Source organism: Helicobacter pylori (assembly GCF_014496965.1).
Taxonomy (GTDB): Bacteria; Campylobacterota; Campylobacteria; order Campylobacterales; family Helicobacteraceae; genus Helicobacter; species Helicobacter pylori_CZ.
Genome location: NZ_JACTCR010000006.1, coordinates 25,636 through 39,407, shown reverse-complemented (window position 1 = coordinate 39,407; position 13,772 = coordinate 25,636). Strand labels below are relative to the sequence as shown.

Genomic DNA, 13,772 nt, shown 5'->3' with positions numbered 1-13,772 from the left:
CTAATGTTTAGCCTCTTTTATCAAAGATAATGCCTATCACATCGCGCATTCTTTGCATAAGCTCCACAGCTTCTTTAGAGGGTATTTCTCTTATCACCTTATCCCCATTAGCGTCTTTGACTGAAACCACTAACCCTTTGATCGTATCGTTATAACTGAAATTAATATCCGTGCCAATGCGTTTCATTTCTTCATTCAAACGCTCGCTCAATAATTCTAGCTTGGGTTTGTATTGATCAGGGTCTATCGTTGTCTTAGATTCATCTATGGCGTTTGTAGCATTTGTGCGACTGATCTCTTTTGTAGGGGTTGTTTGAACGCTTGCATGAGATGCGGGAATCCCAATCCCTTGAACTTCATTGACCATAAAAACCTCCAAATTTTTCCATACCTAATAAATGTAACTATTTCTTTGTTTGTTAAATTCTTTAGCTAATATCGGCAAAAAGACGATTTGTTAAATCTTAATTGCGCGCGATGAGTTCTAAGGGGTTGATGTGCTTTTCTCTCATGGTTACTTCAAAGCCTAAGCGTTGCTCAATGCGCCCTAAAACATAGCCTTTTTGGATGCGCATGCCGCTTTTAATGGTGGGGGCGATTTTATCCAATTGAGAATAAATCGTGCGGATGCCGTTTTTATGCTCAATGATAACGACTTTTTTAAGCATGTTGATTTCTTTAGCGAACACGATTTTCCCGTCTAAAACATTACGCACCAAAGCGTTTGGGGTTTTTGACATTAGCGTGATGGATTCGCTAAAAATTTTTAAATTATAAACCGGATCAATATAGGGACCAAATTTTTGCACCACTTCGTAATCGTTCAAGGGAGCGATCGTTTTTGGCCCGTTATAGCTCGTGGTGTTGATGTTTTGATAAGAGCTAGCCACTTGTTTGACTTCTAAGGCTTGAGAAGATTTTTTCAAACTGACTTTTTCTTCATTTTCTCTATTTTGTTTGATGATATTCAAGCGTTTTAAAAGGGCGTTTAAATTCTGGCGCTCTTTTTCTAAAAGGGTTAGCCGTTGGTTATAGATCGCATAATCTTTTTGCATGCTCAAAATGAGCTTATTTTGTTCGGTTTGCAAGGATTTTAAGGTTGATTCACGAGTTTTTTGCTCATCTATGACAGATGAGATTTTTTGAATGCTGTTTTTGACTTTTAAGGCTTGTGCGTTGAGTTCCTTTTCTTCTTGGCTCAATTGCGACATTTTAGACAGAGTGCTTTGGTGCAAGTTTTCAAACGCTACTTGTAAAATCACATCATTAGAAGAGGCTAAATTCTGCCCCTTTAGGGCTTGTGAAAAAAGAAAATCCTCTAAAAGCGTATCAAACACCCTCTTTTGTAACAATGATCGCTGTTTTTGCAAATGATCTAAAGACTTGCGGTAGTTGGTTAGGACTTTTTCTTGAGCCAAACTTTCGTTACGATTTTTTTCAAGACTCTTTTTTAAGGCGACCATTTGGCGTTCAATCTCAACCTTTTGAAGCTCTTTAGAGCGGATCGCTTCGCCTAAAGAACTCAAACGGCTGTTCAGTTGGTTTTTTTCTTCATGGGTTTTTTTTAAAAGGGTTTCTTTATGTTGGATGTCTTTAGCAATATCGCTCACTTTTTGCGTGTTAGCTGATAGTAAGGTGGCTAACAAAAACACCCCTAATTTATACATGCCTAGTCCTCCAAGCTACAAGTAAAACAGAAACAAATGAGACTACAAGGCTAAAAAGCAGTCCCCATAAAAAATGGTTTAAAACAAACGCGCCTCCTATAATACCCAAAGTATCCATTGTTTTTTCAAAACCTTTTTGCGAAGTGATATAAAGCATGAACATGGGAGCTAAAAAACTAGCGATTAGAGAATCCATTAAAGCTATTTTATACAAAAACCCGTTTTTAAAAGACACCGAAGCCCCTAATAAATCCATGATCTCTAACCTCTCATGATATTGATAGATCCAGATGCGGACTTGCTTGAACATCAATAAAACCGATAAAACAAAGACCACTAACGCAAAGATATAAATCGTGGCTTTAATCAAGCTTAAGAGATCATACACTTGCATGTAAGTTTTGGCAAAGACTTCAACTTTTTGAACGCCAGGGATTTTGAGCAATTTTTCTTTAATGTTTTCTAAACGCTCTTGAGTGGGGAATGTGGAAAGTTGTAAAGAATAAAAAAAGGGTAAATTTTTTCTTAATTCCTTAAGCCCGTCTGCGCCTAAAGTTTTTTGAAGAGGTTCTAAAGAATAATTGGGATCAATTTCTTTTAACGCTATGATTTCGCTAAAATTTTGACGTAACAATTCCAAGCTCAATTTTTGTGTGCTGGCCAACACGACTGAATAATCTTCAATCAATTTTTTTTCTTTCTGTTCGATCGCTTGATTGATAAACAACACACACTCCAAGCTAAACAATAACGCTACTAGGGGAATGATAAAGGCTAAATGCTTTTTAAGAGTATTCATAAACTTCCCCCTCTTCTATGTAAAATTTTCGGTGATAAGCGCTAAAATTTTTAGGGAATTTGTGCGTAACCACCACGATCGTAGCGTTTAATTGCGTGTTCATGCCCCTTAATAAGCTCCAGATTTTATCGCTAGAATAATCGTCTAAATTCCCGGTAGGCTCATCGGCTAAAATGAGTTCAGGGCAGTTTGCCATAGCCCTAGCCATAGCCACTCGCTGTTGTTCGCCCCCACTGAGCTCTTTGGGGTAGCGGTTAGCCTTATGGCGTAAATCAATATGCCCTAAAAGTTTTTCTAGCTGCAAGTGGCATTCTTCTTTTTTGATCCCACAAATCACCATCGGCAGTTTGATGTTTTGCTCAATCGTGTAATCTTGGATCAATTTATAATCTTGGAAAACCACGCCAATATTTTTACGCAAATCTAAAATCGTTGATTTTGAAGCGTTGTTCATGTTGATATTGCAAACTTCTAATTTACCGCTAAAAACTTTCAAATCCCCATAAAACGAACGCAAAAGCGTGCTTTTACCGCTCCCGCTAGGCCCTGAAATGAACACGAAGTCTTTTCGTTTGATGCGTAAATTAGCATGCTTAATGACCGGTTCGTTTTGCTGGTATTGTAAGCATAAATTATTCGCTGCGATGATCACGCTCATCAAACTCCCTTTTGGCTTAGGATATTTTGAAGCAAGAGATGCGCTTTGTGGTTGTTTAAGGTTTTTAAGGGGCTTTTATTGAGATAAAAAAGCTTATTTTCTGCCAATAAAACAAACAAACGCACAGGCCAATCAAAATCCCCCATACTCAATTCCACTAAAAAATCCCCCTTATTCTCATAAATATTACAAACATGCGCAAAATACCCTTCTTTGATGATTTTTGGGGTTTTTAAAATCGCTCCAACGCTTTCTTTATTAATTGTTATTGTATCAAAAGAAAAATCCAATGCATGGTTTTGAGTAGGGTTTTCATCCAATCCTAAAGAATAAATTTTTAAATCATAAATATCTTTTTTGAGTTTATTCCAACGCGCCTCATACTTGCTGACCACCGGGATTTGAGCGTTTTTTTTGATTTCTATCTCGCATTGAAAATTTTTTAGGGCTAATTTTAGGCTGTCTTCAAAATAAAGGCTATCATCGGTTCGTAATTCCAAAAACCCTCTAGGCTTTAAAACCCTTAAAGCTTCGTTTAAAAACTTTTCGCTTAACACCCGGCGGTGTTTTTTATCATTCCATGGCACAGGGAAATGCACAAAAATTTTCTCGAACTTATAATTTGGCATGCTTTCTAAAACCAAACGGCCATCGCCTTGCAAGATGTGCAGATTTTTTAAGTCCAACAACTCAATTTGCTTTAACGCTTGCGCGATAGAGGGGGTGTGGATCTCTATCCCTAAGCATGTTGTAGTGGGGTTGTTTTTGGCCAATTCTATCAAATGCCTACCGCTCCCAAAACCAATTTCTATTAAAATAGGGGCTTGATTTTTTTGAATAAAGTCTTCAAAAGTTTCTAAATCAAGGGCTTTTTTTTGGCTCGCATGTTTAGAATTTTCTTGCAAATTATGCGAAATGACTTCAAAAGATTGCGAATAAATCCTTAAAGCTTGTTTTAAAATCTCTCGTTTTAAGGGCGTCGCTTTTTCGCTTTTGATCAAAAAATCACCCTCTCGCCGGATTTTTTGCAATAAAAAAACATCACCTTTAAAACTCGCATGCACACAGCTTTTAGTGGGGTGTTTTAAGCTTAAAAATTCCCTATGGAAACAAAAATCCCCTTTGATTATGGGGTATTCTAAAGGCTTGGAATCTAATTTGGCTAAAAAATGGGGCATTAAAACCCTTTTAGCGCTCTAAAAACAAACGCACTTCTTTGCTTGGGTGCGACTCTAAACCATCTTTATCCACGCTCACCACTTGATAGCGGTAAGCCACGCCCACTTTCATGTCTTTATCCACGAATTGGTTTTTGGTGATATTCCCAAAGCGCAAAGGGGTTTTAGAATTGGCTTCAAAACGATACACCGCATAAGCGACTACCCTAGGGCTTGGGTTGTTTTCCCATTGGATCAAGGCCGAAGAGTCTTGAATAGTCCCTTTAGTGATGATAGGGGCTTCAGGCCTATCAGAGGTCTCACCCATGGCAGGCTCTTTGGGTAACGCCCCTTCAAGATGCGTTTTATCAAGGGCGACGACTTTATAATAACGAGTGAGATTGTCTTTTTCTATCTTATCCACATAGGAAGTGTTGGTGGTTTGAGCGATGAATTTGTATTTATCGTTGCGGTTATTAGAAGCGTAAATGCGATAAGCTATCACATCTTCTTCTGGGGATTTATCCCAACTCAATTCAATTTGTCGCGTGAGGTTTTGGCTCACTCTAACATTAGCGATTTCTTTGGGCAAGTCTTTGGTTTTCCCCTCCACTATGACGCTAGGCCTGGATTTATCCCCCATGAAATTTTCGGCGATGATTTGGTAGCGGTATTTTTGCCCATCTTCTAAATCTTTATCAAAAAACTCCACGAATAAGCGGTTTTTTACAGCCCCTACATTTAAAAATTTGCCGTCTTTATTCTGCCTTTGAATGATGTATTTAGAAACGCTGGGATTTGGGTGCGGGCTCCAAAAGACTTTCACGCTTTTAGGGTATTCAAGGCTTGCAAACACGCTTTCTACAGGATTGATAAAGGAGGTTTTTACTAAAATGGGTTCTGAAAGGTTAGAGATTTTATCGCCCTTGTAGGTGGCTAATTGGTAAGTGTAAGAACTCTCTGTTTCTAGCCCCTCATCATAATAGTGAGTCGCATAAGGGTTTTTAATCGTGGCGATTCTTTTAAGCTTGGAGTCTTTTTTCAAACGATACAAAATAAACCCATCAATGTCATAAGTATCAGCGATTTTAGGCCATTCAAAGCCCACTGAACTCACATCGTTAATGGTTTTAACAGAATGGACCACTGGGAGCTTATCGTCTGTATTTTCTTGATTACTAAGGGCTGAAAAAGTATGATTCCTGGTAGAAGAACACCCTATAAAAACCGCTAATACCACACTACTTTGCAATAAAAGCGTGAAGTATTTTTTCTTCATCCAAGACCTCATCTAAATTCTCCTTGTCAAAAACTTTTTTAAGATATTCTAACATATCCTTTAATAGGGGAACTTTAAAGCGCAGTTTTTGCTCGCTTCTGGGGTGTTTGAACTCTATCAAATAGGCATGCAGCATGATTCTTATTTCTTCTTTAGAAAGCGCTCCATTAAGCCCGTAAAGGTTATCGCCTATGATGTGTCTGTTTAAATATTCTAAATGCGCTCTGATCTGGTGCGTGCGCCCGGTGAATAGTTTAGCCCCTATCAAATCCATGCCATTTTGAGAAGTCAGCAAGCTGATAAATTCGCTTTTAGAATAGCGGCTTTTTTCTTTTTTAGCCGCTTTGAGCGCTATCATTTTTAAGCGGTTATTGGGGTTTCTTGTCAAATAGCATTCCACGCTCATTTTTTCTTCTTTTAAGGGCGTTGAAAGTAAGGCGATATAGTAGCGCCCCATTGTTTTAGTTTTGAGTTGCTCGCTCAAACAAACATGGGTAAAATTGTTTTTAGCGATGACAATCCCTCCGCTCGTATCCTTATCCAAACGATGCACAATCCCATAGCGCTCTTTTGAGCCTAGATTGGAAAGCTCGTAATTTTTAAATTCCAGCCAATCCACTAAAGTAGGCTCTTTCACGCTTGGGGCTTTATGGACGACTAAATTAGGGGGCTTATTCAACACCAATAAATCTTCATCTTCAAAAATGACCTCTATTTCTAAATCAAGCTCTTTTTTTAAGGGTTTGGGCGCGATTTTGGGCGTTAAAAGCACGATTTCATCGCCCTCTTTTAAGGCTAGCCCCCCTTTTTTGACCCCCTTTTTTTGACAAAACACCAGCCCCTCTTTAATCAAATTCAACACTTGGTTTTTAGAAATTTGCAATTCTTTGGCTAAAAATTCATCAAGGCGTTTGTAATGGGTAGGGGCAATGAAAACTTTTTGCATTCAAACTCTTTTTTGCATTTTTAAAAACCATTATTCTACTCAAAACCTTAAAAAAATCTTATTTCATTATTTGAATACGCTATAATCGGTGTGCCAACGTTTTGTGGCTCAAATCATTTTAAATGAGCAAGATGCTTGAATTTATCAAAAAAGAAAAACCAAAGATGAACATTTTGCTCATGGGGGCTACTGGGGTGGGTAAAAGCTCGCTCATTAACGCTCTCTTTGGTGAAGAAATCGCTAAAGCAGGCGTAGGAAAGCCCATCACTCAGCATCTTGAAAAATACATTGATGAACAGAAGGGCTTGATTTTGTGGGACACCAAAGGCATTGAAGATAAAGATTACCACGACACCATGCAAAGCATCAAAAAAGAAATGGAAGATTCTTTTAAAACGCTTAGCGAAAAAGAAGCCATTGATGTGGCGTATTTGTGCATTCTAGAGTCTTATCCTAGGATTGAAGAAAGAGAGAAAGAATTATTAAGCTTCGCTAAAAAATGGAATATTCCAACGATCGTCGTTTTTACAAACACAGCTAAAAGGTACGATGCATTTTCCAAAAATCTAAAGAGATCATAGGCGAAAAATGGGGGTTTAAAGGTTTTGTCAGAGCCTATGTGAGGGTTAATTCGGTTAAATATTTATCTGATGATGACAAAGAAATCCCTGTTAAAGGTTTAGAAGAATTGGTAGATGAAACGAAAAAATGTCTTTCAGACGCTGAAAAAAATAAGAGAAGGCATTTTTTGAGTATTCAAAAAGTTAATATCCAAGCAAGAAAACAGGCCATGATAGAGGAATGTAAAACCATTATCCATGTTGCATCTGGCGCTGCAGGAGCGGCTGGGCTTATCCCCATACCCTTTAGCGATGCGCTCGCTATCGCGCCCATTCAAGCGGGGATGATCTATAAAATGAATGACGCTTTTGGGATGGATTTGGATAAATCTGTGGGCGCGAGTTTGGTCGCAGGATTGTTAGGCGTAACCGCTGTCGCGCAAGTGGGGAGAACGCTCGTTAATGGTTTCCTTAAATTCATTCCTGTTGTGGGGAGTGTTGCAGGGGGCGCAACCGCTGCCGTTATCACAGAAGGCATTGGGTTTGCGTATTTGAAAGTGCTAGAAAAGTGCTTTAATGATGAGACGGGCGAAGTCAATTTGCCTGGTGAAGTTAGCATGATAACCTCTCTCTTTAAGGAGAATTATCTCAATTTGGATACAATCAAAAAATTAACATTAAAACCATAAGATTAGGGGTTATGAAAAACGCATGGCATTAGACAAAAGGATTTGGATGCATTTTGATCTTTTGCCTTTTGTGTTTATCATCCCCTTGCTTGCGGTTTCTTTTTTGTTAATTTTTGAGAGCAGCGCGGTTTTGAGCTTGAAGCAAGGGGTTTATTATGCCATAGGGTTTCTTCTCTTTTGGATCGTGTTTTTTATCCCTTTCAGGAAGCTCGATCGGTGGCTCTTTGCGCTTTATTGGGCGTGCGTGATTTTATTGGCGTTAGTGGATTTTATGGGATCGAGCAAGCTTGGGGCGCAGCGATGGCTAGTCATTCCTTTCACTTCTATCACTTTACAGCCTAGCGAACCCGTGAAAATCGCCATTCTTTTATTATTGGCGCATTTGATTAAAATCAACCCACCTCCTTTTAAGGGCTATGATTGGGGCATGTTTTTAAAGCTTAGTTTTTACATTTGCTTACCGGCGGCTTTGATTTTGAAACAGCCTGATTTAGGCACGGCTCTTATTGTGCTGATCATGGGTTTTGGGATTTTACTTATCGTGGGTTTAAGGACTAGGGTGTGGCTCCCTCTTTTAATCGCTTTAATAGTGGCTTCGCCTATCGCTTATCATTTCTTGCATGATTACCAAAAAAAGCGCATCTCAGATTTCCTTTCTGAAAAGCCTAATTACCATGTCATGCAATCCATTATCGCCATAGGATCGGGCGGGTTTTTAGGCAAATCCAAAGAAGCCTCCACCCAAACCAAATTCAAATTCTTGCCTATCGCAACGAGCGATTTTATTTTCGCCTACTTCGTGGAGCGTTTCGGGTTTTTAGGGGCTATGTTGCTTTTTGCGATTTATATAGGCTTGAGTTTGCATTTATTTTTTTATCTGTTTGAGAGCAACAGCGATTGGTTTTTAAAGATTGTAGCCCTTGGGATTTCTATTTTAATCTTTGTTTATTCCAGCGTGAATATCGCCATGACTTTAGGGTTAGCCCCTGTAGTGGGGATTCCCTTACCCTTATTCAGCTATGGGGGGAGCAGTTTTATCACTTTTATGATCCTGTTTGCAATCCTAGAAAACCTGCTTGCTTTTCGCTATATTTTTGGATACAATAGCAAACCATCCTTTGGGAATTTTGGATTCTTAGCTCAGCTGGTCAGAGCGCTCGGCTCATAACCGATTGGTCGTAGGTTCAAGTCCTACAGAATCCACCACTCCCATTTTTTTATTCCTTTTTTAAGTGAAAAGCGATTGGACACTTTCGTTATGATAAATCCTTCTGATCACTTCCGCAAATAAGGGTGCTACGCTTAAAGTGGTGATTTTATCGCATTTTTGAACTAAAGGGATAGAGTTAGTTACCACCACTTCATCTAACGCGCTTTCTTTAATGCGCTTGATCGCATTCCCGCTCAAAACCGCATGCGTGCCTAACGCCATGACAGAAGTCGCCCCTTGTTCTTTTAAGGCCAAAGCGGCCTTACAGATCGTGCCTGCGGTATCAATCATGTCATCTACCAAAATCACATCGCGCTCCTTGGCTGAGCCGATAATATTCATCACTTCGCTTTCATTAGCTTTTTCACGGCGCTTATCCACGATGATTAAATCTAACCCCATTTGATTGGCGAAATACCTGGCTCTTGTAACCCCACCCACATCAGGGCTGGCGATTATAGGGTTTTTGAGCGCTTTAGAGCGGATATAGTCTCTAAAAACGATAGATCCGTATAGATTATCCACCGGCACATCAAAAAAGCCTTGGATTTGCCCGGCATGCAAATCCATCGTAATGATCCTTTCAATCCCCACTTCTTGCATCAAATTAGCGACCATTTTAGCCGTGATAGGCACTCGTGGAGCCGCTTTTCTGTCCTGTCTGGCATAGCCAAAATACGGCAACACCGCTGTGATAGAATTGGCCGAACTGCGCCTTAAAGCATCTACCATGACTAACAATTCCATTAAATTGTCATTGACAGGCACGCAAGTGGGCTGGATAATAAAAATATCCTTACCGCGCACCGATTCGCTGATTTGGATATTGATTTCGCCATCGCTGAATTTCCCAATCACCGCTTTGGATAAGGGAAAGCCTAAATGCTTTGACACTTCTTTGCCAAATGCAGGGTGAGCGCTCCCTGAAAAAATCTTAAACCCACGCATCTTTGCCTTAAACCCACGCGCCTTCATCGCTTACACTCCCTAAAATGAATTAAAATCAATTGTAGCGCACCCAAACTAAAAGCGTTTGTTTTCAACCAAGCTCCTTTTCTAATAAGTTTTTTAAGGTAAGATAGGTTTCATTTAAATCAATCCCGCACACCCTGGTTTGAGCGATAACGCTCATAAAATTGCTATCGCCTAAAAACCTAGGCACTAAATGCATGTGCAAATGCTCAGGGATTCCTGCTCCGGCGTTTCTGTGCAAATTCAAACCTAAATTGATCCCTTGAGCGCCATAAGCATACAACGCTTTTAACACTTTAGGCACTAATTTATTCATGTTCAGCCAAGTATTAAGCTCTAAAAGTTCAACGCTCGCCTTGTGTGCATGGGGAATGATCAACAAATGCCCCGGGTTATAAGGGTAGGCGTTCATCACCACAAAGAGATCGCTATTTCTATAAAGCACTCTGTTTTCTGGATCTTTTGTGGGGTTTTGAGAAATCTCGCAAAAGACACAACTCTTATTTTTCTCTTTCAAATAACTTTCGCGCCAAGGAGCGTATAAATGTTGCATGTTCATTTCCTAAATGTAATTGGGGGCGTCATTAGCAAATAAAATCAAATCGCCTTGAATCGTGGTGGCTTGTAAGATATTTTCCAATTGCGCCTTATCCTTGAGTAAGATTTTTTGGGGGGTTTTCAATTGGGAAGCAATCGTTTTGGAATTCAACTCCCCTGTGATGATAGCGACATCAAAAACCCCATCTATTTTTTGTGCTAAAGCCTCATTACTTTCCACATTGCTTTCCACTAATCCCGGTGTTACGATGACTTTACGCCCTTGATGCAAACTAGCTAAACGAATGCCCTCTAACATGCCCTTTAAATTCCCATTAAAGCTATCGTCTATGATGATTTTTTGATTCACTTCCAAAAGTTGCAAACGATGGGCAATAGGGTTGAGTTCCAAAACAAGCCGTTTGATCCTTTCTGTCTCTAAGCCTAGATGCTTAGCGATTAAAATGGCTGAAGCGATATTATAAGCGTTAAATCTGCCTAAAACCTTCGTTTCAAATCTTTCCCAAACACCATTGATAAGCGTTTCAAAAGAAGTGCCTTTTAAAGTGGATTGGATGTTTTTAACCAGGCTAGAAACATCTATTAAAGGGCTATCTTTAGGGGCATAGGGTTTGATTTTTTCCACAGAGTAACAAAAGGCTTTTTCTAAGCGTTTGGAATCCAATAATTCCGCTTTAGTCTCGCAAATATTTTCTAAAGTTTTAAAATATTCTAAATGCTGTTCGCCCACTTCTGCGACCACGGCAAGGTGCGGTTCAATGAGACGGGTGATTTCTTTAATATCGCCCTTATTCCTTGCCCCGGCTTCAGCGATATAGATTTCACTCCTATCGTCTAAATTCTGGTTAATATCGTTCGCAATGCCTAAAAGGGTGTTGACACTTTTAGGGCTTGCATGCGCGTTGAATTGGGTTTGTAAGATTTGATGCAAGAAATTTTTGGTGCTGGTTTTCCCAAAACTTCCGGTAATGGCGATGACTTTTAAATTTTTTAAAGAGGCGATTTTATCTTTAGCGGTTTGCAAATACTGCTTGGATAAGACTTTTTCAAAGATTAAAGAAGCGCTTAAAACGAGTATGAACAAGCACAAATAGCCCAGTGCGAGTGAAATCCCATTTAAAGGGGCTAATTCTGTGTTTAAGATTTCATGCAAGATTAAAAAGAGTAATAAGAAAATAAAAAAGCGCTTCACCCTTGGCGTGAAAACTAAAGGCTTGTCGTTGCGTTTGGCCCAGATAATGAGCATGGGCATTTGAATCACGCCGCAAAAGAAATCAAAAACAAACGGCATTTTGAAAGCATACGATAGGATAAACACCCCTAAAGGCAAGAGGAAATAAATCCCATGCCAACGCATTTTGTGGTGCTTGGTTAAGATCCTAAACACGCTGTAATGATACCATTGCAATAAAGTCATTATATAATAGCCAAGCCCTGTTATAAAGAGCCAACGAAACGCTAAATTCAGCCAACTAAGACTTTGCATGATAATGATTCTCCACTAGTTTTTCAATCTCTTTTGCTTGGTTTAAAAAAAAGAAATGATCCCCTTCTAAAACGAATAATTCGCTCTTTTTCAATAAGGTTTGCATTTTTTGAGCGGAGCTTAAGGGGGTTGCTTTATCATCTTTACCCCAAAATAATAAAACTTCCTTCTCGCATCGTTTGAAATGCTCGCTAAAGTCTTCGCTAATCACTTTTTTAAAGGTTTCATACATCGCTTGATTAAGCCCCATAGCGTCCTTACTCCTCAAAAACCCTAAATTCAAGCCTAATTTTTTAAAGATTTTAGCTAAAAGGATTTTACAACGCACTTTTAAGGGTTTTGGCTCTAAGATCCCGGCGCTGCTTAATAAAACCATCCGTTCGTTTTCACACAAGATCGCCACTTTCCCTCCAAAGCTATGCCCAAAAACGACATGCGCTTTTTTACCCACGCTTTTTAAGAATAAATTAATGATATTAGCATAATCTTTAGTCTCTAAAATTTTTTCATCGTTAGGGCTTTGATTGAAGCCGGGCAAATCCACATACAAATGGTTATAATTCAAAAAACAGCCTTGAAACGCTTGTTGCATGATTTCTTTAGAGCTCCCCCAGCCATGCAAAAACAAGGCGTTTAAAGGGCTATGGTGGTCTGTAAAAGTGTAGGAAATGTCAAAAACGCTATCCAAATAAGCGATACTGCGTTTAGCCATTCATTTATTCTTTTGGATTTGCAACAAATAAGAGTTTTTGATTTGGATTTTAGGGGTTTTGGGTAATGATTGCGCTAAATTTTCTAGCGTTGTTTTAAAATCATCGAACAAATAATTGGCTAAACTGCCAGGAATGGGGTTGATCTCATTAAGATACACTTCATTTTCTATGACAAAAAAATCGCAACGGATGATTGCGCCATCAAACAAATCGTTATAGAGTTTTTTAAAATTTTCTTTTAATTGCTCTTCTAGGGCGTTAGAAAGGTTCGCTTTAGGGGCTTTGGTGCGTGAAAAATCCAAATATTTTTGCTTGAAATCTAAAAATTCTTGTTTGTTAGGCTCTTCCACATAGGAAAAACAAAAATCCTTTTTGATCTTACAGCCGGCTAAATTGTATTCTTTCACGCCCTGAATGAAAGGCTCTATTAAAACTTCTTTAGAATATTCAAACGCGCTGTCTAAAGCATAAACCAATTCTTTTTCTTCTTTCACAACGCTCACTCCTAAAGAGCTTCCGGCGTTACTGGGCTTGACAATGAAAGGGAAATTAAACCCAATCAAATCCAAGGCGTTAGTGCGGTTTTTTTCATTCAAAAGAACATAATCTAAAGTCTTTACCCCTAAATCTTTGGCATAAAGCTTGGTTAAATATTTGCTATAACTCAGCACGCTCGCTTCAACCCTAGGGCCTATAAAAGCGATACGATAAAATTCTAACAAGCTCGCTAACTTCCCGTCTTCGCCATCGCCCCCATGCACAAGATTGATCACTAAAGGCAATTCTATAATCTTAGCGCCTAAAAACGAGTTTTTAAGCAAGCCATTGTGTGTCAGCATTAGGGGGGGTAATTTTTTTTCTTTGATTTGAGCGAAGTATTTTGAATGCATGTTTAATTCTTCAATCAAGTAAAAATGATGGTTTTCATCTAAAAAAATAAAATATTTAATCCTATCTTTTAACACTCCTTTAAGCGCGATCGCGCTCACAATGCTGATTTCATGCTCAAAACTCGCCCCACCAAATAAAACGCAAAACTCCACGATCAAACTCCCTAGAAACGATTGCAATCAAGTCT

General features: G+C 39.0%; 15 protein-coding genes and 1 tRNA gene. 4 read left to right on the top strand and 12 right to left on the bottom strand.

Features of this window, described 5'->3' with window-relative positions:
- Nucleotides 1–7: 7 nt before the first annotated feature.
- The 7 genes from H7O61_RS03460 to H7O61_RS03430 form a co-directional block, all read right to left on the bottom strand.
- A complete protein-coding gene (locus H7O61_RS03460) occupies nt 8–367 on the bottom strand; it encodes a FlaG family protein (protein WP_000245924.1) in 360 nt (119 codons plus the stop codon).
- 97 nt (nt 368–464) lie between these two features.
- A complete protein-coding gene (locus tag H7O61_RS03455; protein ID WP_187875144.1) occupies nt 465–1,667 on the bottom strand; it encodes a murein hydrolase activator EnvC family protein in 1,203 nt (400 codons plus the stop codon).
- Nucleotides 1,660–2,466 (bottom strand): FtsX-like permease family protein, encoded by an 807-nt coding sequence (locus H7O61_RS03450; protein WP_187875143.1) that lies wholly within the window; start codon nt 2,464–2,466, stop codon nt 1,660–1,662. The genes H7O61_RS03455 and H7O61_RS03450 overlap by 8 nt, the downstream gene beginning before the upstream one ends.
- Complete coding sequence (locus H7O61_RS03445) at nt 2,453–3,124, bottom strand: ABC transporter ATP-binding protein (protein ID WP_000111100.1); 672 nt, start codon at nt 3,122–3,124, stop codon at nt 2,453–2,455. The genes H7O61_RS03450 and H7O61_RS03445 overlap by 14 nt, the downstream gene beginning before the upstream one ends.
- The gene (trmB, locus tag H7O61_RS03440; protein ID WP_187875142.1) at nt 3,124–4,302 is read right to left on the bottom strand and encodes a tRNA (guanosine(46)-N7)-methyltransferase TrmB; all 1,179 of its coding nucleotides are present in this window, start codon (nt 4,300–4,302) and stop codon (nt 3,124–3,126) included. Before trmB ends, H7O61_RS03445 begins: the two co-directional genes overlap by 1 nt.
- Before the next feature lie 10 nt (nt 4,303–4,312).
- Complete coding sequence (locus tag H7O61_RS03435) at nt 4,313–5,560, bottom strand: fibronectin type III domain-containing protein (protein ID WP_001952633.1); 1,248 nt, start codon at nt 5,558–5,560, stop codon at nt 4,313–4,315.
- Entirely contained in the window at nt 5,523–6,506 is a 984-nt protein-coding gene (locus tag H7O61_RS03430; protein ID WP_187875141.1) for an RluA family pseudouridine synthase, read from the bottom strand. The genes H7O61_RS03435 and H7O61_RS03430 overlap by 38 nt, the downstream gene beginning before the upstream one ends.
- Before the next feature lie 131 nt (nt 6,507–6,637).
- On the opposite strand from H7O61_RS03430, the gene H7O61_RS07865 reads away from it, so the two are divergent.
- The 4 genes from H7O61_RS07865 (at nt 6,638) to H7O61_RS03415 (ending at nt 8,961) form a co-directional block, all read left to right on the top strand.
- Nucleotides 6,638–7,087: a GTPase gene (locus tag H7O61_RS07865; protein WP_231623819.1), complete on the top strand. Its 450-nt coding sequence runs from the start codon at nt 6,638–6,640 to the stop codon at nt 7,085–7,087.
- 38 nt (nt 7,088–7,125) lie between these two features.
- Nucleotides 7,126–7,755 carry a YcjF family protein gene (locus tag H7O61_RS07860; protein WP_331459581.1) on the top strand — a complete coding sequence of 210 codons (630 nt, stop codon included), beginning with the start codon at nt 7,126–7,128 and terminating at the stop codon, nt 7,753–7,755.
- Between the two features lie 22 nt (nt 7,756–7,777).
- On the top strand, nt 7,778–8,923 hold the full coding sequence (locus tag H7O61_RS03420; protein ID WP_165519001.1) for an FtsW/RodA/SpoVE family cell cycle protein: 1,146 nt from the start codon (nt 7,778–7,780) through the stop codon (nt 8,921–8,923).
- Nucleotides 8,885–8,961 (top strand) — tRNA-Ile (locus tag H7O61_RS03415). The genes H7O61_RS03420 and H7O61_RS03415 overlap by 39 nt, the downstream gene beginning before the upstream one ends.
- Before the next feature lie 22 nt (nt 8,962–8,983).
- Here H7O61_RS03415 and H7O61_RS03410 read toward each other — a convergent pair.
- The 5 genes from H7O61_RS03410 to H7O61_RS03390 form a co-directional block, all read right to left on the bottom strand.
- On the bottom strand, nt 8,984–9,940 hold the full coding sequence (locus tag H7O61_RS03410) for a ribose-phosphate pyrophosphokinase (RefSeq protein WP_000647422.1): 957 nt from the start codon (nt 9,938–9,940) through the stop codon (nt 8,984–8,986).
- Nucleotides 9,941–10,004: 64 nt separating this feature from the next.
- Entirely contained in the window at nt 10,005–10,490 is a 486-nt protein-coding gene (locus H7O61_RS03405; RefSeq protein ID WP_187875140.1) for an HIT family protein, read from the bottom strand.
- Nucleotides 10,491–10,499: 9 nt separating this feature from the next.
- Complete coding sequence (locus H7O61_RS03400) at nt 10,500–11,981, bottom strand: Mur ligase family protein (protein ID WP_187875139.1); 1,482 nt, start codon at nt 11,979–11,981, stop codon at nt 10,500–10,502.
- A complete protein-coding gene (gene estV / locus H7O61_RS03395) occupies nt 11,968–12,693 on the bottom strand; it encodes a lipase EstV (protein WP_187875138.1) in 726 nt (241 codons plus the stop codon). Before estV ends, H7O61_RS03400 begins: the two co-directional genes overlap by 14 nt.
- The gene (locus H7O61_RS03390) at nt 12,694–13,737 is read right to left on the bottom strand and encodes a D-alanine--D-alanine ligase (protein ID WP_187875181.1); all 1,044 of its coding nucleotides are present in this window, start codon (nt 13,735–13,737) and stop codon (nt 12,694–12,696) included. It lies immediately after the preceding gene.
- Nucleotides 13,738–13,772 lie beyond the last annotated feature (35 nt).

What these genes read in the sequence shown, in the direction of transcription:
- H7O61_RS03460 (WP_000245924.1), bottom strand. Translation starts at nt 367, where the DNA reads ATGGTCAATGAAGTTCAAGGGATTGGGATTCCCGCATCTCATGCAAGC.
- H7O61_RS03455 (WP_187875144.1), bottom strand. Translation starts at nt 1,667, where the DNA reads ATGTATAAATTAGGGGTGTTTTTGTTAGCCACCTTACTATCAGCTAAC.
- H7O61_RS03450 (WP_187875143.1), bottom strand. Translation starts at nt 2,466, where the DNA reads ATGAATACTCTTAAAAAGCATTTAGCCTTTATCATTCCCCTAGTAGCG.
- H7O61_RS03445 (WP_000111100.1), bottom strand. Translation starts at nt 3,124, where the DNA reads ATGAGCGTGATCATCGCAGCGAATAATTTATGCTTACAATACCAGCAA.
- trmB (WP_187875142.1), bottom strand. Translation starts at nt 4,302, where the DNA reads ATGCCCCATTTTTTAGCCAAATTAGATTCCAAGCCTTTAGAATACCCC.
- H7O61_RS03435 (WP_001952633.1), bottom strand. Translation starts at nt 5,560, where the DNA reads ATGAAGAAAAAATACTTCACGCTTTTATTGCAAAGTAGTGTGGTATTA.
- H7O61_RS03430 (WP_187875141.1), bottom strand. Translation starts at nt 6,506, where the DNA reads ATGCAAAAAGTTTTCATTGCCCCTACCCATTACAAACGCCTTGATGAA.
- H7O61_RS07865 (WP_231623819.1), top strand. Translation starts at nt 6,638, where the DNA reads ATGCTTGAATTTATCAAAAAAGAAAAACCAAAGATGAACATTTTGCTC.
- H7O61_RS03420 (WP_165519001.1), top strand. Translation starts at nt 7,778, where the DNA reads ATGGCATTAGACAAAAGGATTTGGATGCATTTTGATCTTTTGCCTTTT.
- H7O61_RS03410 (WP_000647422.1), bottom strand. Translation starts at nt 9,940, where the DNA reads ATGAAGGCGCGTGGGTTTAAGGCAAAGATGCGTGGGTTTAAGATTTTT.
- H7O61_RS03405 (WP_187875140.1), bottom strand. Translation starts at nt 10,490, where the DNA reads ATGCAACATTTATACGCTCCTTGGCGCGAAAGTTATTTGAAAGAGAAA.
- H7O61_RS03400 (WP_187875139.1), bottom strand. Translation starts at nt 11,981, where the DNA reads ATGCAAAGTCTTAGTTGGCTGAATTTAGCGTTTCGTTGGCTCTTTATA.
- estV (WP_187875138.1), bottom strand. Translation starts at nt 12,693, where the DNA reads ATGGCTAAACGCAGTATCGCTTATTTGGATAGCGTTTTTGACATTTCC.